Here is a 22,224-nt window from a genome sequence, read left to right as displayed (position 1 = left end):
AGCACCGGAACAAGCAAGCGCCGGAACAAGCAAGCGACGGAAGCAAGTAAGCGGCGTCCGACAGAGGTTCGGACTCTTTCCCACGGGGGTTGAGATGGTTCAGATGGTGCGGGTACGGCTGCGTGCCCTGGTGTGCGGGATGCGTGCGGCGCGGCGGGACGCGGGGATGGTCACCTCGGAGTACGCGACGGGCATCGTGGCGGCCGTGGCGTTCGCGGTGGTGCTCTACAAGGTCGTCACGAGCGGGGCGGTCAGTGCGGAGCTGCAGAGCATCGTGAAGGAAGCCCTCAATGCGCGGATGTGAGCGGCGAGGGGACCGGGGGTTCGTGACGGCGGAGTCGGCCGTGGTGCTGCCCGTGCTGGTGATGTTCGCGATGGCACTGGTGTGGGCGCTGCTGGTCGTGGCCGCGCAGATCCAGTGCGTCGACGCGGCCCGGACCGGTGCGCGTGCGGCAGCCCGGCAGGACCCGCCCCGCGCGGTGGTGCGGCTGGCCCGGGAGGCCGCACCGCCCGGCGCGAAGGTGACGGTCAGCCGGGACGCGGAGCATGTGCGGGTGGTCGTCGTGGCCGAGCCGCCGGTGCTGCGCGGGCTGTCGTTCGCGGTGCGCGAGGAGGCCGTGGCGGCGGTGGAGGAGGCGGTGGGCACATGAGACGTCCGTCGCGCGCCTCCCCGGACCAGGGGTCCGCCACCGTGTGGAGTGTGGGGGCGATCGCCGTCCTGTGCGTGGTGTTCGGTGTCGTCCTGGCGCTGGGGCAGGCCGTCGTGGTCCGGCACCGGGCGGCGGGCGGAGCGGACCTCGCGGCGCTGGCGGCGGCGGACCACTGGGCGGAAGGCGGTACGGCGGCCTGCGCCCGAGCCGGCCGGGTGGCCCGGGCCCAGGGCGTGCGGCTGGTGCGGTGCGAGGTCACCGGGGAGATCTCGGACGTGACAGCGGCCTCGGGGCGAGGGCCGTTCACGGCGGAGGTCAGGGCGAGAGCGGGTCCTCCGACGGCGCCTCCGGGTCTCCCGGCTGCGGGCCCCGGTCGCCGGACGGACCCTCCCCCTTGACCGAGGGTGGCTGCTCGGCCGCCACCTCCGGCGGCCGCTTCGCCCTCACTCCGGCGGCTGCTCCGCTATCACTGCGTCGGCCGCTTCGCCGTCACTCCGGTGGCTGCTCGGCCGTGATGTCCAGCGGATGCACTGCCGCCCCCCCTCGCTTTCCCGTCGGCTGCCCCGGCCTCTCCTCGGTCGGCTGCCCCGCTCCCTCCTCGGTCGGCTGCTTCTCCTCCGGTGCCCCCTCCAACAGCACCGTCAGGAGGCGGACCGCCCCCCTCTTGTGCAGTGGGTCGTTGCCGTTGCCGCACTTGGGGGACTGGATGCAGGACGGGCAGCCTGCGTCGCACTCGCAGGAGGCGATGGCCTGGCGGGTGGCGGTCAGCCAGCTTCGGGCGGTGTGGAAGGCGCGCTCCGCGAAGCCCGCGCCGCCGGGATGGCCGTCGTAGACGAAGACCGTGGGCAGGAGCGTGTCGGGGTGGAGCGGGATCGACACGCCGCCGATGTCCCAGCGGTCGCAGGTCGCGAAGAGGGGCAGCAGGCCGATGGAGGCGTGCTCGGCGGCGTGCAGGGAGCCGCCGAGGATCTCCGGGCCGATCCGGGCCCGGTCCAGTTGGTCCTCGGTGACGGTCCACCACACGGCACGGGTGCGCAGCGTACGGGGAGGGAGGTCGAGCTTGGTCTCGCCCAGGACCTCACCGGTCATGAGCCGGCGGCGCAGGAAGGAGACGACCTGGTTGGTGACCTCGACGGATCCGTAGCACAGACGGCCGTCGCCCCAGGGGATCTCGACGTCGGTCTCCAGGACGGAGATGGACGTCGTGTCGCGGGCGACGGTGGAGTAGGGCGGGGAGGCCTCTTCGACGAGCGCGACGGAGTCGTCGAGGTCCAGTGACCGCACGAGGTAGGTGCGGCCCTGGTGGAGGTGGACCGCCCCCTCGTGCACCGTCGAGTGCGCGGCGCCCGCGTCGACCGTGCCGAGCAGGCGGCCCGTGCCGGACTCCACGACCTGGACCGGGCGCCCGCCCTCTCCGCGGATGTCGGTCAGGTCGGCGGCGCGCTCGCGGCGCGTCCAGTGCCAGGCCCGGGTGCGGCGGCGCAGCAGCTTCGCCGCCTCCAGCTGGGGCAGCAGGCCCTCGCTCGCCGGACCGAACAGGTCGAGGTCCTCGTCCGTCAGGGGCAGCTCGGCGGCGGCGGCGCACAGGTGCGGGGCGAGCACGTAGGGGTTGTCCGGGTCGAGGACCGTCGACTCGACGGGCTGGTCGAAGAGGGCCTCGGGGTGGTGGACGAGGAAGGTGTCCAGGGGGTCGTCGCGGGCGACCAGGACGGCCAGGGCGCCCTGCCCGGACCGCCCGGCCCGGCCGGCCTGCTGCCACAGGGAGGCGCGGGTGCCCGGGTAGCCGGCGATGACGACCGCGTCGAGGCCGGAGATGTCGATGCCGAGTTCGAGGGCGTTCGTCGCGGCGAGGCCCAGCAGTTCACCCGAATGGAGGGCGCGTTCGAGCGCACGGCGTTCCTCCGGGAGATAGCCGCCCCGGTACGCCGCGACACGCCGGGCCAGCGACCGGTCGACCTCGGCCAGCCGCTCCTGGGAGATGACGGCGATGAGCTCCGCGCCGCGCCGGGAGCGGACGAAGGCGACCGAGCGCACGCCCTGCACGGCGAGGTCGGTCAGCAGGTCGGCGGCCTCGGCGGTGGCCGTGCGGCGGACGGGAGCGCCCTTCTCGCCGTGCAGGTCGGTCAGGGGCGGCTCCCAGAGCGCGAACACCAGTTCACCGCGCGGGGAGGCGTCGTCGGCGACCTCCACGACCGGCAGGCCGGTGAGGCGGCGGGCGGCCACCGCCGGCTCGGCGGCGGTGGCGGAGGCGAGCAGGAACACGGGAGAGGCGCCGTAGCGGGCGCACAGGCGGCGCAGGCGGCGCAGCACCTGCGCGACGTGGGAGCCGAAGACGCCGCGGTAGGTGTGGCACTCGTCGATGACGACGTACCTCAGCGACTTCAGGAAGGAGGACCAGCGGGGGTGGGACGGCAGGATGCCGCGGTGCAGCATGTCCGGGTTGGTCAGCACGTAGTTGGCGTACTGGCGGATCCATTCGCGTTCCTCGAACGGAGTGTCGCCGTCGTACACGGCGGGGCGCACCGAATGGCCCAAAGGATGTGAAAGTTCCTTCACCGAGCGGCACTGGTCCGCCGCAAGGGCCTTGGTGGGAGCGAGGTAGAGGGTGGTCGCGCCGCGGCCGTTCGGGGCCTCGGCGCCGTCCAGGAGTGCGGACAGGACGGGCACGAGGTAGGCCAGGGACTTGCCTGAGGCCGTCCCGGTGGCGACGACGACCGAGTCGCCGTCGAGGGCGTGCTCCGCCGCGCGCGCCTGGTGGGCCCAGGGGTGTTCGATTCCGGCGGCCTGCACGGCCGAGACGACCTCGGCGCGGATCCGGTCCGGCCAGACGGCATGGCGACCCGCACGCGGGGGCAAGTGCTCCGTATGAGTAATGCGCGAAGCCCTGCTCGGACCGGACGCGAGCCGGTCCAGGACCGCGCCCGGCGCGGGCCGGGAGGCGGGGTCCGTCGGGGTTCGATCGGATCGGTGATTCTTGGCCATCGGCACCGAGTGTGTCACTGGCGTGACGGACAATGGAGCCAAGGCGTCGTGCACGCCTGCCGGTAAGTGATTGAATGCCATCGCGGCTGGCGAAGCGTCCAAGGGCTGAAGCCGAGATGCCCGAAGGGCGACCGCTCGATAGCAAGGTGCTGGAGGATCCGTGGACCTGTCCCTGTCGACCGAGACCATGGGCGATCGCACGATCGTCAGGGTCGGTGGCGAAATCGACGTATATACCGCGCCCAAGCTGCGCGAGCAGTTGGTCGAGCTGGTGAACGACGGCAGTTTCCACCTTGTCGTCGACATGGAGGGCGTGGACTTCCTCGACTCCACCGGGCTCGGCGTACTGGTCGGCGGCCTGAAGCGTGTGCGAGCCCATGAGGGCTCCCTGCGCCTGGTCTGCAACCAGGAGCGCATTCTGAAGATCTTCCGCATCACCGGCCTCACCAAGGTGTTCCCGATTCACACCTCGGTCGAGGAAGCGGTTGCGGCCACCGACTGAGACCGGTCCCGGGCCCCGCGCCCGGGCCGGCCGAGGTGCGGCACGAGTTCGGCAGTAGTGAAGACCGAGGGGGCCCGGGCTTTCGGCGGCCCGGAGCCCCTCGACAGCACGCCCGTAGTTGCGAGGGGGATGCATGGCCACCGTTGAGCTCCGCTTCAGCGCGCTGCCCGAGCATGTCAGGACCGCCCGGCTGGTGGCGGCGGCGGTGGCGCGCAGGGCCGGAGTGGACGAGGCCGTCCTCGACGAGGTCAGGCTCGCTGTCGGCGAGGCCTGCACCCGGGCCGTCGGACTGCACCAGCTGGGCGGGATCTCCGCACCGGTGAAGGTGCTGCTGATCGAGGAGGAGAAGCAGTTCTCCATCGAGGTCGGCGACGAAGCCCCGCACGCGGTGCCCGGTGAACGTGGCGGCGCGGGCGATCCCGACACGGAGGCCGAGGAGGACGAGATGGGCCTCGCGGTCATCAGCGGCCTCGTCGACGACGTGGAGGTCAGCGCGGGCGAGCACGGCGGATCGATCAAGATGACGTGGCCGACCACGCCTCCGCCGACGATCCTGGTCTGAACCGGCCACCGCGCACACCGTTCCACCCGAAGGGCCCCACCCGTGGGGCCCTTCGTCATGTGCGGGTGTCAGTGCTCGCCTTTACAGTAGTTCCTGTGCCGTTCATCGCGTGAATTCGTTCACGATCATTCGCGTGCTCCGCGGTCGCACCAGAATGCTTTCAGGGCATTACTTCAGCAGGCCAATTCCGTTTATCGCGCTCTGTTTTGATCAGGTTCCGGTACCTACAATCCCGTCCACATCTTGAGCTCAGCCCAAGCGTCAAGGAGGACGAATGGCGGGGCTTTCTCTCTCACAACAGTCGGGCCATCCCACAGATCTCGCAGCCGCCGTACTGACCGATGGCAACCGCGTCCTCGTCGTGGTCATCGCGGTCGTGGCACTGGCGGCACTAGCGGTCGCGGGCGTCCTGGTGCGCCAGGTCCTCGCGGCCGGTGAGGGCACCGACAGCATGAAGAAGATCGCGGCCGCGGTCCAGGAAGGCGCCAACGCCTATCTGGCACGCCAGCTGCGCACGCTCGGCGTATTCGCCGTGGTCGTGTTCTTCCTGCTCATGCTGCTGCCCGCGGACGACTGGAATCAGCGGGCCGGACGGTCGGTGTTCTTCCTGATCGGAGCGGCGTTCTCGGCGGCCACCGGCTATATCGGCATGTGGCTCGCCGTGCGCAGCAATGTGCGGGTCGCCGCGGCGGCGCGCGAGGCCACTCCGGCGGCCGGGGAACCGGAAAAGGATCTGACCGCCGTCTCGCACAAAGCGATGAAGATCGCATTTCGCACGGGCGGCGTGGTCGGCATGTTCACGGTGGGCCTCGGCCTGCTGGGCGCGGCCTGCGTGGTGCTGGTGTACGCGGCCGACGCGCCGAAGGTGCTGGAGGGTTTCGGCCTCGGTGCCGCGCTGATCGCGATGTTCATGAGGGTCGGCGGCGGCATCTTCACCAAGGCCGCCGACGTCGGCGCCGACCTGGTCGGCAAGGTCGAGCAGGGCATTCCGGAGGACGATCCGCGCAATGCCGCGACCATCGCCGACAACGTGGGCGACAACGTCGGCGACTGCGCGGGCATGGCGGCCGACCTCTTCGAGTCCTACGCCGTGACGCTGGTGGCCGCGTTGATCCTGGGCTCGGCGGCCTTCGGCGACGCGGGGCTCGGCTTCCCGCTGCTGGTGCCGGCCATCGGCGTGGTCACGGCGATGATCGGCATCTTCGCGGTGGCGCCGCGGCGCTCGGACCGCAGCGGCATGAGCGCGATCAACCGCGGGTTCTTCATCTCCGCGGTGATCTCCCTCGTGCTGGTGGCGGTGGCCGTCTTCGTCTACCTGCCGGGGAAGTACTCGGAGCTGGACGGCGTCACCGACGCCGCGATCCAGGGCAAGGACGGCGACCCGCGGATCCTCGCGCTCGTCGCTGTGGCCATCGGCATCGTGCTGGCCGCCCTGATCCAGCAACTGACCGGCTACTTCACGGAGACCACGCGCCGGCCGGTCCGGGACATCGGCAAGACCTCGCTGACCGGCCCGGCCACCGTCGTCCTCGCCGGTATCTCCGTCGGTCTCGAATCGGCCGTCTACACCGCCCTGTTGATCGGACTGGGCGTGTACGGCGCGTTCCTGCTCGGTGGTACGTCGATCATGCTGGCGCTGTTCGCGGTGGCGCTGGCCGGCACCGGCCTGCTCACCACGGTCGGTGTGATCGTCGCGATGGACACCTTCGGGCCGGTCTCCGACAACGCGCAGGGCATCGCGGAGATGTCCGGCGACGTCGAGGGCGCGGGCGCGCAGGTGCTCACCAACCTGGACGCGGTGGGCAACACCACCAAGGCGATCACCAAGGGCATCGCGATCGCCACGGCCGTGCTCGCGGCGGCGGCGCTGTTCGGGTCGTACCGCGACGCGATCATCACCGGCGCGCGGGACGTGGGCGAGAAGCTCAGCGGCGAGGGCGCGCCCATGAGCCTGATGATGGACATCTCGCAGCCCAACAACCTCGTGGGTCTCGTCGCGGGCGCGGCGGTCGTCTTCCTCTTCTCGGGGCTGGCGATCAACGCCGTGTCGCGGTCGGCGGGTTCCGTGGTCTTCGAGGTGCGGCGGCAGTTCCGCGAGAGGCCCGGGATCATGGACTACAGCGAGAAACCGGAGTACGGCAAGGTCGTCGACATCTGCACCAGGGATGCCCTCCGCGAGCTGGCCACCCCGGGGCTGCTGGCCGTGATGGCGCCCATCTTCATCGGGTTCACGCTCGGCGTCGGAGCGCTCGGCGCGTTCCTGGCGGGCGCGATCGGCGCGGGCACGCTGATGGCGGTGTTCCTCGCCAACTCCGGTGGCGCCTGGGACAACGCCAAGAAGCTCGTCGAGGACGGCCACCACGGCGGCAAGGGCAGCGAGGCGCACGCGGCGACCGTGATCGGCGACACCGTCGGCGACCCGTTCAAGGACACCGCCGGCCCCGCGATCAACCCGCTGCTGAAGGTCATGAACCTGGTCGCGCTGCTCATCGCGCCCGCGGTGATCAAGTTCTCCTACGGCCCGGACAAGAGCGTGGGGGTGCGGATCCTGATCGCGGTCCTCTCGTTCCTGGTGATCGCCGGGGCGGTGTACGTGTCAAAGCGGCGCGGAATCGCCATGGGTGACGAAGGCAACGCAGAGCCGAAGCCCAAGTCGGCCGATCCGGCGGTGGTTTCGTAGGGAGGTCCGAGGAGCCCCAGCTCAAGGTGCGGGCGGGCGGTGCGCGTTGGCGCGTCGCCCGCCCGCTCCGTCTGGGTACACGATCACGCGTGAGCCTTCTCTCTCTTGGTGCAAAAGGTTACAAAACGGTCTTAATAGACGTTCGACGTGCGGTTGCCGTGCATCTGGCGTGTAAGTTCCGGGGCCGAGAGCCATGGAAGGGACCAAACCGGTGAACAAGAAGCTCGCGGCCGCACTGTCCGGCGGTGCGGTACTGGTACTGGCGCTGTCGGGCTGCGGAGGCGACGACGGCAACGAGAAGCTGGACTCCTGGGCCAAGCAGGTCTGCGACGCCGTGCAGCCGCAGGCGAAGAAGATCGAGTCGGCCAATGCCGCGATCCAGAAGGAGACCTCCGACAACAGCACGCCGGAGGACGTCCAGAAGACCGACGCGCAGGCCTTCCAGGACATGTCCGACGCCTACAAGGCGATCGGGAACGCGGTGAACAAGGCCGGGGCGCCGGACGTCGAGAACGGTGAGAAGAAGCAGCAGGACGCGGTCAAGGAGCTCAACTCGATCTCCGCGTCCTACGCCTCCCTGAAGAAGCAGGTCGACGGGCTCGACACCAAGGACCAGGGCAAGTTCGCCGACGGCCTCAAGGACATCGCCACCGAGCTCGACAAGCTGAGCAAGAGCGGCAACGACGCCCTGCGGAACCTGGAGGAGGGCGAGGTCGGCCAGGCGATGGCCCGGCAGTCGAGCTGCAAGGCGGCCACGGCCTCGGCGGGCGCGACGCAGAGCTGAGCCGGCCGAGCGGCCGAACGAGGTCCCGCCTCACGCCGTGAGGGGGGGCCTCGGCCGTATCCACGCCGGTCGGCCGGGCCTCGGGCGTGCCCACGCCGGTCGGCCGGGCCTCGGCCGTACCCACGCCGGTCGGCCGGCCGGGCCTCGGCGCGGGCAGGTGCACGAGCACGTGCGAGCACGCCCCCGGCCGCCACAATGGGGGCGTGAGTAACGCCAGCCAGTCACCCCTGCCCCCGCTGCCCGCCTCCGACCGCCCCGAGGTCGCCGCCCGGCTCCGGGACGCCCTGCTCGAGGCCTCCTTCACCGCCGACGGACTGCTCGAACTGCTCGGCGCCCCCGCGTACGCGGCGCTCGCCCGGAGCGAGACCGTGCCCGCGCTCCGGGCCACCCGCGGGGACACGCCCCTGGAGGTGCTCGTCCGGCTGTTCCTGCTGCAGCAGCCCGTACCGCACGCGCGCGTGGCGGACGTCCTGCCCGTCGAGGCGTGCCTGGAGAGCGGCTGGCTCGCCCGCACCGGCGCGGACGAGATCTCCGCCACGGTGGACGTCCGGCCCTACGGCGGACCCGGTGGCGAGGACTGGTTCATCGTGTCGGACCTGGGCTGCGCGGTCGGCGGGGCCGGCGGGATCGGCCGTCGTGACGAGGGCGTCGTCCTGGGAGTCGGCGGCGCCTCCACGACCCTCGCCGGCATCACCGTCCGTACGCCCGTCGCCGCCGCGCTCGACCTGGGCACCGGCTCCGGCATCCAGGCCCTGCACGCCGCCCGGCACGCCACGCGGGTGACCGCGACCGACCTCAACCCGCGCGCGCTGCACATCACCGCTCTCACGCTGGCGCTGTCCGGCGCCCCGGCCGCCGATCTGCGCGAGGGCTCCCTCTTCGAGCCGGTGCGCGCCGACGAGACGTACGACCTGATCGTCTCCAACCCGCCGTTCGTGATCTCGCCCGGAGCCCGGCTCACCTACCGCGACGGCGGGATGGGCGGGGACGATCTGTGCCGCACGCTCGTTCAGGAGGCGGGGGAGCGGCTGAACGAGGGCGGGTTCGCGCAGTTCCTCGCCAACTGGCAGCACGTGGAAGGGGAGGACTGGCAGGACAGGCTCAGGTCATGGGTGCCCCGGGGCTGCGACGCGTGGATCGTGCAGCGCGAGGTGCAGGACGTCAATCAGTACGCCGAGCTGTGGCTGCGGGACGCGGGCGATCACCGCGAGGACGCGGCGGAGTACCAGGCGCGGTACGACGCGTGGCTCGACGAGTTCGAGGCGCGCAAGGTGAAGGCCGTCGGCTTCGGCTGGATCACCCTGCGCAAGACGGGCGCCGCCGTGCCGTCGCTGACGGTGGAGGAGTGGCCGCATCCGGTGGAGCAGCCGCTCGGCGACACCATCCGCGACCACTTCGACCGGCTCGACCACCTGCGGGAGCACGACGACGCCGCCCTGCTGGAGGGACACTTCCGGCTGGCCGACGAGGTCGTGCAGGAGCAGGTCGGGCTGCCCGGCGCGGAGGACCCCGAGCACCTCGTGCTGCGCCAGAACCGCGGCATGCGCCGGGCGACCCGGGTCGACACGGTCGGCGCGGGCTTCGCCGGCGTGTGCGACGGCACGATGAGCGCGGGCCGCATCCTCGACGCCATCGCCCAGCTGCTCGGCGAGGACCCGGTCGTGCTGCGCGACCGCACCCCGGCCCAGATCCGGCTGCTGGTGGAGCAGGGGTTCCTGGTGCCGGTGCGCTGAGAGGAATGCCCAGGGCCGAGTGGGGTGTGACGGGCTGAAGGACTGAGGGGAGGGCCGAGGGAAGCCGTCCGGTCCGGAGAACCGGTTTCCCTCGCCCCCGCCACGGAGGCCCGCCAACAAATTCGAGTCGATTTGGACACCTCGCCCGGAACAGGTGGTGGAGGGCCGGACGTCCCCGCTCCGCAACCCTGTCGTCCTGGCGTTCACCTCGGGTTCGCCTCCCCGCAGCCCACGCGTGTCAGCCTCCCGTGGCTGGGACCGTTCGGACAGGGGAAAAGGGGCGCGGCGAGCCATGGAGAGCGAACCGGCGATCTTCGCGGGAACGGTGTTCTCCCTGTTCGGAGGGGGGCTGCTGGCCTGGACCGTGACGCGCGTGCGCCGGCAGCTGCCGGTCGCCCAGGGCGTGCGGCCGGCGACGTCGGCGACCGTGGCGAGCGTCGTCGCGGTGCTCGCCCTCGCGGTCGGAACGTGGTGCTTCACCCGCCTGTGAGACCCGCTCCGGTGAGACGCCGGCGCGTGACCGGGGGGTCGCGCTCCGCACGGGGCCGGGCCGGGTCCCGGCACTCCGGGCGGCAGGAACGGTGGTAGTCGGGTTACCGTTCGAGTGGCCGTTGCGGGCTTTTCCCGTTTGACACGGGGGCGGGATGTACCGTCACACTCCGCAGCGTCAGCACGTACCCAGCCCCGGTGAGCGACTCCGGGGAGGCCCCAGCGTCGACCGGAGAGAAGAGCGAAGTTGTCCCCGACCAGCGAGACCGCGAAGGGCGGCCGCCGACTCGTCATCGTCGAGTCGCCTGCCAAGGCGAAGACGATCAAGGGCTATCTCGGCCCCGGCTACATCGTCGAGGCGAGCGTCGGGCACATCCGCGACCTTCCCAACGGCGCCGCCGAGGTGCCCGAGAAGTACACCGGCGAGGTCCGCCGCCTCGGTGTGGATGTCGACCATGACTTCGCGCCGATCTATGTGGTCAACGCCGACAAGAAGGCGCAGGTCAAGAAGCTCAAGGACCTGCTGAAGGAATCCGACGAGCTCTTCCTCGCCACCGATGAGGACCGCGAGGGCGAGGCCATCGCCTGGCACCTGCAGGAGGTGCTCAAGCCCAAGGTCCCGGTCAAGCGGATGGTCTTCCACGAGATCACCAAGGCCGCGATCCAGGCCGCCGTGGCCAACCCCCGCCAGCTCAACCAGAAGCTCGTCGACGCCCAGGAGACCCGCCGCATCCTCGACCGCCTCTACGGCTACGAGGTCTCGCCGGTCCTGTGGAAGAAGGTCATGCCGCGGCTGTCCGCCGGCCGTGTCCAGTCGGTCGCCACCCGTCTCGTGGTGGAGCGGGAACGCGACCGCATCGCCTTTCGTTCGGCTGAGTACTGGGACCTGACGGGCACCTTCGCGACCGGTCGCGCCGGAGACTCGTCGGACCCGTCGTCGCTGGTCGCGCGCCTGCAGACCGTCGACGGCAGGCGGGTCGCGCAGGGCCGCGACTTCGACTCCCTGGGACAACTGAAGAGCGCGAACACCCTCCACCTCGACGAGGCGAACGCCCGCGCCCTGGCCGCCGCCCTGGAGCAGACCCGGTTCGCCGTCCGCTCGGTCGAGTCCAAGCCCTACCGCCGCTCGCCGTACGCCCCGTTCCGTACGACGACGCTGCAGCAGGAGGCCAGCCGCAAGCTCGGCTTCGGCGCGAAGGCCACGATGCAGATCGCGCAGAAGCTGTACGAGAACGGCTACATCACGTACATGCGTACGGACTCCACGACCCTGAGCGACACGGCGGTCGCCGCCGCCCGCGCCCAGGTCACGCAGCTGTACGGCGCCGACTACCTGCCGCCGCAGCCGAGGACGTACGCCGGGAAGGTCAAGAACGCGCAGGAGGCCCACGAGGCGATCCGCCCCTCGGGTGATCGTTTCCGCACTCCCGCCGAGACCGGACTGACGGGCGACCAGTTCAAGCTGTACGAGCTGATCTGGAAGCGGACCGTCGCCTCCCAGATGAAGGACGCGACCGGCAACAGCGTCACGGTCAAGATCGGCGGCACCGCCTCCGACGGCCGGGACGTCGAGTTCAGCGCGTCCGGCAAGACGATCACCTTCCACGGCTTCCTCAAGGCCTACGTCGAGGGCGCCGACGACCCGAACGCCGAGCTGGACGACCGCGAGCGCCGCCTGCCCCAGGTCGCCGAGGGCGACCCGCTGAGCGCCGAGGAGATCACGGTCGACGGGCACGCCACCAAGCCCCCGGCCCGCTACACCGAGGCCTCCCTGGTCAAGGAGCTGGAAGAGCGCGAGATCGGCCGCCCGTCGACGTACGCGTCGATCATCGGCACGATCCTGGACCGCGGCTACGTGTTCAAGAAGGGCACGGCCCTGGTGCCGTCCTTCCTGTCCTTCGCCGTGGTCAACCTCCTGGAGAAGCACTTCGGGCGGCTCGTCGACTACGACTTCACGGCCAAGATGGAGGACGACCTCGACCGCATCGCCCGCGGCGAGGCCCAGTCCGTGCCGTGGCTGAAGCGGTTCTACTTCGGCGAGACAGCGCCCGACAGCGGCTTCGCCGCGGGGGCCGGCGGCGCCGCCGCCGACGCGGGCAACGGCGACGGGGACCACCTCGGCGGCCTCAAGGAACTGGTCACCGACCTGGGCGCGATCGACGCCCGAGAGGTGTCCTCGTTCCCCGTGGGCAACGACATCGTGCTGCGCGTCGGGCGCTACGGCCCCTACATCGAGCGCGGCGAGAAGGACACCGAGCAGCACCAGCGCGCCGACATCCCGGACGACCTCGCCCCGGACGAGCTGTCCGTGGAACTGGCCGAGGAACTGCTGGCCAAGCCCAGCGGCGACTTCGAGCTGGGCACCGACCCGGCCACCGGCCACACGATCGTCGCCAAGGACGGCCGCTACGGCCCGTACGTGACGGAGATCCTCCCCGAGGGCACCCCGAAGACGGGCAAGAACGCGGTCAAGCCGCGCACGGCGTCCCTGTTCAAGTCGATGTCCCTGGACACCGTCACCCTCGACGACGCCCTCAAGCTGATGTCGCTGCCCCGCGTGGTCGGCACGGACGCCGAGGGCCAGGAGATCACCGCGCAGAACGGCCGCTACGGCCCGTACCTGAAGAAGGGGACGGACTCGCGCTCGCTCCAGTCGGAGGACCAGCTCTTCACCATCACGCTGGAGGAGGCGCTGGCGATCTACGCCCAGCCCAAGCAGCGTGGCCGGGCCGCGGCCAAGCCGCCGCTGAAGGAGCTGGGCACGGACCCGGTCAGCGAGAAGCCGGTCGTGGTCAAGGACGGCCGCTTCGGCCCGTACGTCACCGACGGGGAGACCAACGCGACCCTGCGCTCCGGCGACAGCGTCGAGACGATCACCCCGGAGCGCGGCTTCGAGCTGCTCGCCGAGAAGCGCGCCAAGGGTCCGGCGAAGAAGACAGCCAAGAAGGCCCCGGCGAAGAAGACCACGACCGCGAAGAAGACGACGACGGCCAAGAAGACCGCGGCGAAGAAGACCACGACCGCGAAGAAGGCCACGACGGCGAAGAAGACGGCCGCCAAGACGGCGACCGCCGCCGAGCCGGCCGAGGACTGAGGCCGTTCGCGCCCCGGACCGGCCCCCGAGGCCCAGGTCCGGATCTTCGCCCAGGGTTCGGAACGCGAACGCCCCGGCAACACTTCGGTGTCGGGGCGTGCGCATGCCAGACCGGGCCCTCCAGGGTGTCGTCGGCTGCCGATAGGCTGAACGCATGACGCGAGCCGAGCATCCAACGGCCCCTCAGCCGGCCCCCGACGACGCCCTGGTCGCGGACTCCCGCGAGCGTGCCGTCCGCGCCCTGCTGCGCCGCCCGCAGCTGAAGCGGTTGTGGAGCGCGCAGCTCGTGGGCGGTGTGGGGGACACCCTCGCCCTCCTCGTGCTGGTCCTCCTAGCCCTCCAGGCGGCTGTCGCCGAGGGCTCGTTCGGGGGCGGTTACCGAGGCGCGGCGTTCGCAGTGGCGACCGTTCTCGGGGTGCGCATCCTCGCGACGCTGCTGTTCGGCGCCGTGCTCCTCGGCCCGCTCACCGCGCTCACCTCCCAGGACGGCCCGCTCGACCGCCGCTGGACCATGGTCGGCGCGGACGGGCTGCGCGCCGCGTTGCTCATCGTCGCGCCGCTGTGGATCGACTGGACGCCCGAGGACGCGCTGGCCGTCCTCCTCGTCACGGCCTTCGTGACGGGGGTCGCCGAGCGGTTCTGGACGGTGTGCCGGGAGAGCGCGGCCCCCGCGCTGCTGCCCGCCCCGCCCCCCGAGGGCGCGACGGTCCGGCCGCTGCCCGACCACCTGGACGCCCTGCGCCGGCTCTCGCTGCGCACCGGCTTCGTCGCCATTCCGCTCGCCGCCGTCGTGCTCGTCGTCGCGGCCCTGTTCAACAACCTGCTGGGCGCCGGCATCGAGTGGTTCGCCCAGCACCAGGCGGCCCTCGCCTCCTACGTGGCGGCCGGCCTGTTCGCCGCGTCCCTGTCCGTGCTGACCTTCCTGGAGCTGCCCGGCACGCGCACCCCGCGCGCCCGCCCGCCGCTCGAAGGCCTGCGCCGCCCCAGGACCGGCACCGGCACCGACAAGGGCCGCACCGGCGCGACGCCGCTGCTGGTGCCGGCCTGCGCGGCCGTCGCCGCCGCGGTCTCCGCCGCCGTCGCCGTGGCCGTGCTGCACGCGAAGGACCTCGGCGGCGGCCCGGTGCTGTACGGGCTGTTCGTGGGCGCGCTGACCGGCGGTGTCGTGATCGGCATCCGCACGGCGCCCGCCCTGCTGCCCGCTCTGTCGCGCCGCCGGATGCTCGCCCTGGCGATCGCCTTCACCGGCATCGCGCTGCTGGCCGCCGGGCTGGTCCCGGACGTCACCTCGGTGCTGCTGATCCTCGCCCTGTCCGGCGTCGGCGCGGGCATGTCCGCCAACATCGGGCACACCCTGCTCGACCAGGAGACCGAGGAGTACCGGCGCCCCCGCACGACCGAGCACCTGCACGCGGTGGTCCGGGTCTGCGTGGCGCTCGCCGCGGTGATCGCCCCGCTGGTCGCGGCGGGCATCGGGCCGCACCGGCTGGAGAGCGGCAAGTTCGTCTTCGCGCACGGCGGCGCGGCCTTCACGCTGATGCTGGCCGGCGCGCTGCTGCTGCCGGTCGCCGTGCTGGTGCTGGCCAAGGTCGACGACCGTTCCGGCGTGCCGCTGCGGCAGGACCTGAAGGACGCGCTGCTCGGCGGCGACGACCCCGAGCAGGCGCCCGCCACGACCGGTTTCTTCATCGCCCTGGAGGGCGGCGACGGCGCCGGCAAGTCCACGCAGGCCGAGGCGCTCGCCGAGTGGATCCGCGCCAAGGGCCACGAGGTCGTGCTCACGCGCGAGCCGGGGGCGACGCCGGTGGGCAAGCGGCTGCGGTCGATCCTGCTCGACGTGTCCAGCGCGGGTCTGTCGCACCGCGCGGAGGCGCTGCTGTACGCGGCCGACCGGGCCGAGCACATCGACACCGTCGTACGGCCCGCCCTGGAGCGCGGCGCGGTCGTCATCTCCGACCGGTACATCGACTCCTCCGTGGCCTACCAGGGAGCGGGCCGGGACCTGTCGCCGACCGAGATCGCCCGCATCAACCGCTGGGCGACGAACGGACTCGTGCCGCATCTGACCGTGCTGCTGGACGTCGCGCCGGAGACCGCGCGGGAGCGGTTCACCGAGGCGCCCGACCGGCTGGAGTCGGAGCCCGCCGAGTTCCACGCGCGTGTGCGGGCCGGTTTCCTCACCCTGGCCGCGGCCGACGCCGGGCGGTACCTGGTGGTGGACGCCGGGCAGGAGCCCGAGGCCGTCACGACCGTCATCCGGCACCGGCTCGACCAGGTGCTGCCGCTTTCCGAGGCCGAGATCCAGGCCCGCGAGGAGGCCCGCAGGAAGGCCGAGGAGGAGGCCCGCCGCAAGGCCGAGGAGGAGGCCGCCCGCAAGGCCGAGGAGGAGCGCCTGGAGCGTGAGCGCCAGGAGCAGCTGGCCAAGCTGCGCGCCGAGGAGGAGGAGCGCAAGCGCCGCGAGCTGGAGGAGGCGCAGCGCCGCGAGGCCGAACGGCAGGCGGAGGAGGCCCGGCGCCGGGCCGAGGAAGCACGCAGGAAGGCCGAGGAGGAGCGGGCCCGGCTCCTCGCGGAGGAGAAGGCCCGCGCCGAGGAGGAGGCCCGCCGCAAGGCCGAGGAGGAGCGGCGCCGCAAGCAGGCCGAGGAGGAGGCCCGGCTGCGTGCCGAGGCCGAGGCGCTCCGCCTGGAGAAGCAGCGCAAGGCCGAGGAGGCCCTGCTGCGGGCCGAGGAGGCGCGCCGGCTCGCGGAGGCGGCGGCCGCAGCGGCCGAGGCCGGACCGAAGATCTCCATGGCCAAGAGCCCCGCGCCGGAGCGTCCCTCCGGCCCGGTGGCGGGGCAGGACGCGGCGACCGTGCCGACGCCCGTGGTGACGCCGGGAGGTTCGGCGGACGACACGACCGTGCTGCGCCCGGTGCGGGACGAGGAGCGCGGTTCCGGCCGTGCCTCCGGCGACTCCGACGCCGAGGTGACCGCCGAGCTGCCGCTGCCGCCGGCCCCCGCGGCGGCCGGTGAGGAGACGGAGGTGCTGCCGCCGGTTCCCGCGCGGACCGAGGAGCCCCGGGTGCGCCCCGGTGCGTCGGACGAGACGGCCGTGCTGCCGCCCGTCCCGTCGGCGGACGCGGAGGAGACGGCGGTGCTGCCGCCGGTCCGGCCCGGTGACGCGGAGGAGACGGCCGTACTGCCGCCCGTCCGGCCCGGTGACGCCGAGGAGACGGCCGTACTGCCCCCCGTGCGCGGGGACGGATCGGCGGACCGCGTGCCGCCCGGCTACTTCCGGGACGAGGCCCCGTCCGCCCGGCCCGACGGGAGGGAGGACCGTACGCGGGAGCTGCCCCAGGTCGACGCCGAGGGCACGCCGCGCCGCCGGTCCGACTGGGCCGAGGAGACGCCGCTGGACGACCTGCCGTCGCTGGCGGACGAACTGCTCGGACCGCACGACGACGAGCCGGGCGAGGGCGGCCGCGGACGCCGGGGGAGGGGCGGCCGGGGCCGCTGAGGCCGCCGGCGGGAGCCGGATGAGGGCGTGATGAAGGGGGCGCGGGCCGACCCGGTCCGGGCCCCTTTCGTCTGCCTCTCAGGCCCTCGCCCCGTCCGGCACCAGGGCGGGATCGGCTGCCCCCGGGCCCCACCTCGTCCGGCATCAGGGCGGTATCGGCTGCCTCTCAGGCCCTCGCCCCGTCCGGCATTGTCAGTGCCCGCCCCCACAATGGATTCCGCACCGCAGAACATGATGGAAGGGCGGCGTGACCCATGACCGTGTGGGACGACCTCGTCGGGCAGGAGAGGGTGAGCGAGCAGCTGGCCGCTGCCGCCCGGGACGCCGACGCCCTGGTCACCGCCGCCGCCACCGACGCCCCGCCGCCCGAGGCGTCGAAGATGACGCACGCGTGGCTGTTCACGGGTCCGCCCGGGGCCGGGCGCAACCAGGCGGCGCGGGCGTTCGCGGCGGCCCTCCAGTGCGTCAGCCCCGACCGCGCGCTCGGCGGAGCCCCCGGCTGCGGCTTCTGCGACGGCTGCCACACGGCCCTGGTGGGCACGCACGCCGACGTCACCACCGTCGCCGCGGTCGGCACGCAGATCCTCGCGGACGACATGCGGGACACGGTCCGCAAGTCCTTCACCTCCCCGGCGAACGGCCGCTGGCAGATCATCCTCGTCGAGGACGCCGAGCGGCTGAACGAGAAGTCGGCCAACGCCGTCCTCAAGGCCGTGGAGGAGCCGGCCCCGCGCACGGTCTGGCTGCTGTGCGCGCCCTCCATCGAGGACGTCCTGCCGACCATCCGCTCCCGCTGCCGCCACCTGAACCTGAGCACGCCGTCGGTCGACGCCGTCGCCGACATGCTGGTGCGTCGCGAGGGCATCGAGCCGGCCGTCGCCGCCGCGGCGGCCCGCGCGACGCAGGGCCACGTCGACCGGGCGCGCCGGCTGGCCACCGACCCGGCCGCGCGGGAGCGCCGGGCCGCCGTGCTGCGCCTGCCGCTGCGCGTCGAGGAGATCGGCGGTGCGCTCCGGGCCGCGCAGGAGCTGGTGGACGCGGCCGCCGAGGACGCCAAGCAGCTGGCCGAGGAGGTCGACGGCAAGGAGACCGAGGAGCTGAAGGCCGCCCTCGGTGCGGCCCAGGGCGGCCGGATGCCGCGCGGCACGGCAGGCGTGATGAAGGACCTGGAGGACAAGCAGAAGCGCCGCAGGACGCGCACCCAGCGCGACAGCCTCGACCTCGCCCTCACCGACCTGACCGCCTTCTACCGCGACGTCCTCGCCCTCCAGCTCGGCTCCCGCGTGGCCATCGCCAACGCGGACGCGGAGGAAGCCCTGGAGCGGCTCGCGCGCGGCAGCTCCCCGGAGGCCACGCTGCGCCGCATCGAGGCGATCGCCGCCTGCCGCGACGCCCTCGACCGCAACGTGGCGCCGCTGCTGGCGGTGGAGGCGATGACGATGGCACTCAGAGCGGGCTGAAAGCGCGGGCGCACGCGCCGGGCCGACCCTGTACTCGTGCCCGGCGACCCTGTACTCGTGCCGGGCCGACGCCGTGATTCGCGCCCGGCGACCCCGTACTCGTGCCCGGTCGACGCCGTGACTCGTGGCCGGTCGGCACTCTGACTCGTGGCCGGTCGGCACTCTGACTCGTGCCGGGTCGGCACCCTGACTCGTGACGGGTCGGTGCAGTACCTCGTACACGGTTGACGCCGTAACTCGTACGGGGCACGACACGCACGCACGGCACTCATTCCGTCGCGCAGAGTTACGCTCGCTGGATGGACACCAGGCGCACTCCACGCACCGTCTCGTCGCCCGGCCCCGCCGCGTCCCGCTGCCGCGGCGCCCACCGCAGGGCCCGCAGCGGAGCCAGGACGGCGGCCGGCCTCCTCGCCACGGCCGCACTGCTCGTCTCCGCCTGCTCCTCCGGGAGCTCGACGACGTCCACCGCCTCGGCGGCACAGGAGGCGGCCCTGGTCGCGCTGCCGCGGTCCACGCCGGCCGCCCTCTCGCCGTACTACGCGCAGAAGCCGGCCTGGCGCGGCTGCGGCGTGCCCGGCTTCCAGTGCGCCACGATCAAGGCGCCGCTCGACTACGCGAAGCCCTCCGCCGGCGACGTCCGGCTCGCCGTCACCCGCAAGAACGCCACCGGACCCGGCGAGCGGCTGGGCTCGCTCCTGGTGAACCCCGGCGGGCCGGGCGGCTCGGCGATCGGCTACGTGCAGGCGTACGCCGGCATCGGCTACCCGGCCGAGGTCCGCGCCCGTTACGACATGGTCGCGGTCGACCCGCGCGGCGTGGCCCGCAGCGAGCCCGTCGAGTGCCTGGACGGCCCGGCCATGGACACGTACACCCGGACGGACACCACGCCCGACGACGTGCGGGAGACGGACGGGCTGGTCAAGGCCTACCGGACGTTCGCGGAGGGCTGCGGCGCGGACGCGCCCCGGCTGCTGCGGCACGTGTCCACGGCGGAGACGGCACGCGACATGGACATCGTGCGGGCGGCGCTCGGCGACGAGAAGCTGAACTTCGTCGGAGCCTCCTACGGCACGTTCCTCGGAGCGACGTACGCCGGGCTGTTCCCGAACCGGACGGGCCGGCTGGTGCTGGACGGCGCCATGGACCCGTCGCTGCCCGCGCGGCGCCTGAACCTCGAACAGACGGCGGGCTTCGAGACGGCGTTCCGGTCGTTCGCGCGGGACTGCGTACGGCAGGCCGACTGCCCGCTGGGCGGCAAGGGCACCTCGCCCGAGCAGGTGGGCAAGAACCTCAAGGCGTTCTTCGAGAAGCTGGACGCGCGGCCGGTACCCACCGGTGACACCGGCCGCAGCCTCACCGAGTCGCTCGCCACGACCGGCGTGATCGCGGCCATGTACGACGAGGGCTCCTGGGAGCAGCTGCGCGAGGCGCTGACGTCCGCGATGAAGGAGAACGACGGCTCCGGGCTGCTGATCCTCTCCGACGGCTACTACGAGCGGGACGCCGACGGCCGCTACAGCAACCTGATGTTCGCCAACGCGGCCGTGAACTGCCTGGATCTGCCGCCGTCCTTCGACACCCCCGACGAGGTGCGCGGGGCGCTGCCCGAGTTCGAGAAGGCCTCGCCGGTGTTCGGCAAGGGTCTGGCGTGGGCCGCGCTGAACTGCGCGTACTGGCCCGTGGGCGCCACGGGCGAGCCGCACCGCATCGAGGCGAAGGGCGCGGCACCGATCGTCGTGGTCGGCACCACGCGTGACCCGGCCACCCCCTACCGCTGGGCCCAGGCCCTCGCCGGCCAGCTCTCCTCGGGCCGCCTGCTCACCTACGACGGCGACGGTCACACGGCGTACGGCCGCGGCAGCTCCTGCATCGACCGCACGATCAACGCGTACCTGCTCCGCGGCACCCCGCCGAAGAACGGAAAGCGCTGCGCGTAGCGGGCGCGCCGGGCCCCGGAGGGACCGCCTCCGGGGCTGGTACGGAGCACCCCCGGAAACTGTGTAGACTTACCGTCGTTGCTGAGCGCACCATAGTGCGGACAGCGCGCCGCCTTAGCTCAGATGGCCAGAGCAACGCACTCGTAATGCGTAGGTCTCGGGTTCGAATCCCGAAGGCGGCTCCACTGAAACCCCAGGTCGGATGGACTCCGACCTGGGGTTTCGTCGTTCGGTGGCAGGGTGCCGGGGTTCCGGCTAGTCGCCGCTGCCGCTGCGGCGTGAACCCGAGCCGCGGGTTGCCGTCTCGGCCAGTTCGCTGCCGAGGAGGGTCAGTTTGGCCACGCCTCGGGCCCAGCGGGGGGCGTCGCCTCGGGCCGTCCGGAAGACGCAGGCGCAGCCGCCGATGACGAGGAGGACGACGACCGACGGTATGAGCACGAGCATGCTCGATCCCCCGTTTCTCGCTGTGCTGGTCCCCGTCATCCTCTCAGTGCCAGGTCGCGCTGTCGGGGTCGATGCCGTGGGCGCGGGCGCTCGCGTCGATGATCCTGCGGAACCACGCGGCGAGGCCGGCGCGCACGCCGTCGTAGTGGGCGGCGAAGCCCGGATCGGAGTCGAACTTGCGGCCGAGGCAGACCTGCATCTGCCGGGTGAGGGGGAAGTACGCGGCGAAGACCTCCCGGTGCCGTTCGACGAGTGCGTTCGCCCCCGGGTCGCCCGGCGCGACGCCGGCGTCCATCGCCTCGCCGAGGGCGCGTTCGAAGCCGGTGACGGTGTCGGCGACGGCTTGCCATTCCTCCGGCGTGCGGGTGGCGGAGCGTTCGGCGTACCGCAGCCACTGGGGTGTGCCGCCGTAGCGCTCGCGGGCCCGGGCGGCCCAGTCCGGGTTCCATTCGGGGCCGAAGATCGCGGCCTGCTGTGCGGCGGTGAGCAGCAGGCCGTGCTCGTGGGCGTCGATCATCCGGTCCAGTCCGGCGCCCAGCTGCCGGAGGCGGTCGATCCGTTCGTCGACCTGGGCGCGCTGGGCGCGCAGTGCGCCGGTCACGTCCGTGGCCGGGTCGTCCAGGACGGCCCGGATCCTGTCCAGGCCGAGGCCGAGTTCGCGGTAGACGACGATGCGGTGCAGGCGTTCCAGGTCGGTGGCGGTGTAGAGCCGGTATCCGGCGGGCGTGCGCAGGGACGGACGCGCCAGGCCGATCTCGTCCCAGTGGTGCAGTGCGCGGACGGTCACGGCCAGGCGCGACGAGACCTGGCCGACGGTCAGGCCCTCGGCGTCGGTGGCGTCAGGCATGCTCCCCATTGTCGACGCCGTCGGCGTCGCGTCCGGGGGCCGGTGGGGTGATGCCGACGGCCGCGAGATTCCGTGCCTCCTCACCGTCCGGGTCGAAGGGCTTCGCCGCGGTGACGACGATCCGGGCGTTCTCGGGTGTGATCACCTCCAGGTCGCGGGTGTTCCAGGGCGTGTCCCGCGGGCCGTCGACCGAGGCGGGGCGCAGCGCGCGGCAGGCCTCGGCGACGGAGTCCACCTCGCCGAGCACGCACGCGAAGCTGAAGCTCATCGCCGGCGCCTGCTCGGGGACGTCCGCCGCCGCGACGAGCAGCACGTCCTGGAAGGCCCACCGGCGCAGGTGCACCAGCCGGCCCGGGATGCCGAACAGCTCGAAGAAGCCGAGGCCACGCGTCCAGAAGTCCAGGGACGCGGCCAGATCGCTCGTCGGGATCGTCACGAAGGCGGGCATCCCGTAGATCCCGCGGAACGGCTCCGGTGCCACCGCGTCCGGGCCGGGAGGGGGTACGGGGCTCATCGCGAACGCGTCGTAGTGGTCGCTCATGCGGTCCACCGTCCGGCCTCACG

The 22,224-nt window shown here is 72.5% G+C and carries 17 protein-coding genes and 1 tRNA gene; 14 read left to right on the top strand and 4 right to left on the bottom strand.

Annotation, left to right across the window (positions count from 1 at the left end; translation table 11 throughout):
- Positions 1 to 94: 94 nt before the first annotated feature.
- From ACIGAQ_RS20810 to ACIGAQ_RS20800, 3 genes are read left to right on the top strand one after another with little or no spacing between them, the layout of a single operon-like run.
- Complete coding sequence (locus ACIGAQ_RS20810) at positions 95 to 304, top strand: DUF4244 domain-containing protein (protein ID WP_399784835.1); 210 nt, start codon at positions 95 to 97, stop codon at positions 302 to 304.
- Positions 291 to 650, top strand: a complete 360-nt coding sequence (locus tag ACIGAQ_RS20805; protein WP_399784832.1) for a TadE family type IV pilus minor pilin — start codon at positions 291 to 293, stop codon at positions 648 to 650. The genes ACIGAQ_RS20810 and ACIGAQ_RS20805 overlap by 14 nt, the downstream gene beginning before the upstream one ends.
- Positions 647 to 1,048: an Rv3654c family TadE-like protein gene (locus ACIGAQ_RS20800; RefSeq protein WP_399784829.1), complete on the top strand. Its 402-nt coding sequence runs from the start codon at positions 647 to 649 to the stop codon at positions 1,046 to 1,048. Before ACIGAQ_RS20805 ends, ACIGAQ_RS20800 begins: the two co-directional genes overlap by 4 nt.
- 91 nt (positions 1,049 to 1,139) lie before the next feature.
- On the opposite strand, the gene ACIGAQ_RS20795 is transcribed toward ACIGAQ_RS20800, so the two are convergent.
- Positions 1,140 to 3,713, bottom strand: coding sequence for a DEAD/DEAH box helicase (locus ACIGAQ_RS20795; protein WP_399784826.1), 2,574 nt, complete (start codon positions 3,711 to 3,713; stop codon positions 1,140 to 1,142).
- 79 nt (positions 3,714 to 3,792) lie between these two features.
- On the opposite strand from ACIGAQ_RS20795, the gene bldG reads away from it, so the two are divergent.
- From bldG to ACIGAQ_RS20740, 11 genes are all read left to right on the top strand, one after another.
- Positions 3,793 to 4,134, top strand: a complete 342-nt coding sequence (bldG, locus tag ACIGAQ_RS20790; RefSeq protein ID WP_003991900.1) for an anti-sigma factor antagonist BldG — start codon at positions 3,793 to 3,795, stop codon at positions 4,132 to 4,134.
- 133 nt (positions 4,135 to 4,267) lie between these two features.
- Entirely contained in the window at positions 4,268 to 4,696 is a 429-nt protein-coding gene (locus tag ACIGAQ_RS20785; RefSeq protein WP_311677940.1) for an ATP-binding protein, read from the top strand.
- A 274-nt stretch (positions 4,697 to 4,970) separates the two neighbouring features.
- On the top strand, positions 4,971 to 7,376 hold the full coding sequence (locus ACIGAQ_RS20780) for a sodium-translocating pyrophosphatase (RefSeq protein WP_311677939.1): 2,406 nt from the start codon (positions 4,971 to 4,973) through the stop codon (positions 7,374 to 7,376).
- 193 nt (positions 7,377 to 7,569) lie between these two features.
- On the top strand, positions 7,570 to 8,160 hold the full coding sequence (locus ACIGAQ_RS20775) for a small secreted protein (RefSeq protein WP_311677937.1): 591 nt from the start codon (positions 7,570 to 7,572) through the stop codon (positions 8,158 to 8,160).
- A 203-nt stretch (positions 8,161 to 8,363) separates the two neighbouring features.
- Positions 8,364 to 9,893, top strand: coding sequence for a methyltransferase (locus ACIGAQ_RS20770; protein ID WP_399784821.1), 1,530 nt, complete (start codon positions 8,364 to 8,366; stop codon positions 9,891 to 9,893).
- Between the two features lie 292 nt (positions 9,894 to 10,185).
- Positions 10,186 to 10,383, top strand: a complete 198-nt coding sequence (locus tag ACIGAQ_RS20765; RefSeq protein ID WP_311677933.1) for a hypothetical protein — start codon at positions 10,186 to 10,188, stop codon at positions 10,381 to 10,383.
- A 246-nt stretch (positions 10,384 to 10,629) separates the two neighbouring features.
- A complete protein-coding gene (gene topA / locus ACIGAQ_RS20760) occupies positions 10,630 to 13,476 on the top strand; it encodes a type I DNA topoisomerase (RefSeq protein ID WP_399784818.1) in 2,847 nt (948 codons plus the stop codon).
- 154 nt (positions 13,477 to 13,630) lie between these two features.
- Positions 13,631 to 16,969: a dTMP kinase gene (gene tmk / locus ACIGAQ_RS20755; RefSeq protein ID WP_399784815.1), complete on the top strand. Its 3,339-nt coding sequence runs from the start codon at positions 13,631 to 13,633 to the stop codon at positions 16,967 to 16,969.
- Positions 16,970 to 17,223: 254 nt separating this feature from the next.
- Positions 17,224 to 18,429 carry a DNA polymerase III subunit delta' gene (locus ACIGAQ_RS20750; RefSeq protein WP_399784812.1) on the top strand — a complete coding sequence of 402 codons (1,206 nt, stop codon included), beginning with the start codon at positions 17,224 to 17,226 and terminating at the stop codon, positions 18,427 to 18,429.
- A gap of 299 nt (positions 18,430 to 18,728) precedes the next feature.
- Positions 18,729 to 20,369 (top strand): alpha/beta hydrolase, encoded by a 1,641-nt coding sequence (locus tag ACIGAQ_RS20745; RefSeq protein WP_399784809.1) that lies wholly within the window; start codon positions 18,729 to 18,731, stop codon positions 20,367 to 20,369.
- 108 nt (positions 20,370 to 20,477) lie between these two features.
- A tRNA-Thr gene (locus ACIGAQ_RS20740) sits at positions 20,478 to 20,554 on the top strand.
- A 70-nt stretch (positions 20,555 to 20,624) separates the two neighbouring features.
- On the opposite strand, the gene ACIGAQ_RS20735 is transcribed toward ACIGAQ_RS20740, so the two are convergent.
- From ACIGAQ_RS20735 to ACIGAQ_RS20725, 3 genes are read right to left on the bottom strand one after another with little or no spacing between them, the layout of a single operon-like run.
- Positions 20,625 to 20,813 carry a hypothetical protein gene (locus ACIGAQ_RS20735; protein ID WP_399784806.1) on the bottom strand — a complete coding sequence of 63 codons (189 nt, stop codon included), beginning with the start codon at positions 20,811 to 20,813 and terminating at the stop codon, positions 20,625 to 20,627.
- A gap of 43 nt (positions 20,814 to 20,856) precedes the next feature.
- Complete coding sequence (locus tag ACIGAQ_RS20730; RefSeq protein ID WP_399784803.1) at positions 20,857 to 21,660, bottom strand: MerR family transcriptional regulator; 804 nt, start codon at positions 21,658 to 21,660, stop codon at positions 20,857 to 20,859.
- Positions 21,653 to 22,201 (bottom strand): VOC family protein, encoded by a 549-nt coding sequence (locus ACIGAQ_RS20725; protein WP_399784800.1) that lies wholly within the window; start codon positions 22,199 to 22,201, stop codon positions 21,653 to 21,655. Before ACIGAQ_RS20725 ends, ACIGAQ_RS20730 begins: the two co-directional genes overlap by 8 nt.
- Between the last annotated feature and the right edge of the window lie 23 nt (positions 22,202 to 22,224).

This window comes from Streptomyces sp. NPDC085932 (genome assembly GCF_044540525.1).
Lineage (GTDB): Bacteria > Actinomycetota > Actinomycetes > Streptomycetales > Streptomycetaceae > Streptomyces > Streptomyces levis.
This window is presented reverse-complemented; position numbering and strand designations above follow the sequence as displayed.

Excerpts from the sequence above, each read along its gene's own strand:
- ACIGAQ_RS20745 (WP_399784809.1), top strand. The coding sequence starts at position 18,729 with ATGGACACCAGGCGCACTCCACGCACCGTCTCGTCGCCCGGCCCCGCC.
- ACIGAQ_RS20785 (WP_311677940.1), top strand. The coding sequence starts at position 4,268 with ATGGCCACCGTTGAGCTCCGCTTCAGCGCGCTGCCCGAGCATGTCAGG.
- ACIGAQ_RS20730 (WP_399784803.1), bottom strand. The coding sequence starts at position 21,660 with ATGCCTGACGCCACCGACGCCGAGGGCCTGACCGTCGGCCAGGTCTCG.
- ACIGAQ_RS20735 (WP_399784806.1), bottom strand. The coding sequence starts at position 20,813 with ATGCTCGTGCTCATACCGTCGGTCGTCGTCCTCCTCGTCATCGGCGGC.
- ACIGAQ_RS20775 (WP_311677937.1), top strand. The coding sequence starts at position 7,570 with ATGGAAGGGACCAAACCGGTGAACAAGAAGCTCGCGGCCGCACTGTCC.
- ACIGAQ_RS20810 (WP_399784835.1), top strand. The coding sequence starts at position 95 with ATGGTTCAGATGGTGCGGGTACGGCTGCGTGCCCTGGTGTGCGGGATG.
- ACIGAQ_RS20765 (WP_311677933.1), top strand. The coding sequence starts at position 10,186 with ATGGAGAGCGAACCGGCGATCTTCGCGGGAACGGTGTTCTCCCTGTTC.
- ACIGAQ_RS20725 (WP_399784800.1), bottom strand. The coding sequence starts at position 22,201 with ATGAGCGACCACTACGACGCGTTCGCGATGAGCCCCGTACCCCCTCCC.
- ACIGAQ_RS20795 (WP_399784826.1), bottom strand. The coding sequence starts at position 3,713 with ATGGCATTCAATCACTTACCGGCAGGCGTGCACGACGCCTTGGCTCCA.
- ACIGAQ_RS20805 (WP_399784832.1), top strand. The coding sequence starts at position 291 with ATGCGCGGATGTGAGCGGCGAGGGGACCGGGGGTTCGTGACGGCGGAG.
- ACIGAQ_RS20800 (WP_399784829.1), top strand. The coding sequence starts at position 647 with ATGAGACGTCCGTCGCGCGCCTCCCCGGACCAGGGGTCCGCCACCGTG.
- tmk (WP_399784815.1), top strand. The coding sequence starts at position 13,631 with ATGACGCGAGCCGAGCATCCAACGGCCCCTCAGCCGGCCCCCGACGAC.
- ACIGAQ_RS20780 (WP_311677939.1), top strand. The coding sequence starts at position 4,971 with ATGGCGGGGCTTTCTCTCTCACAACAGTCGGGCCATCCCACAGATCTC.
- ACIGAQ_RS20750 (WP_399784812.1), top strand. The coding sequence starts at position 17,224 with ATGACCGTGTGGGACGACCTCGTCGGGCAGGAGAGGGTGAGCGAGCAG.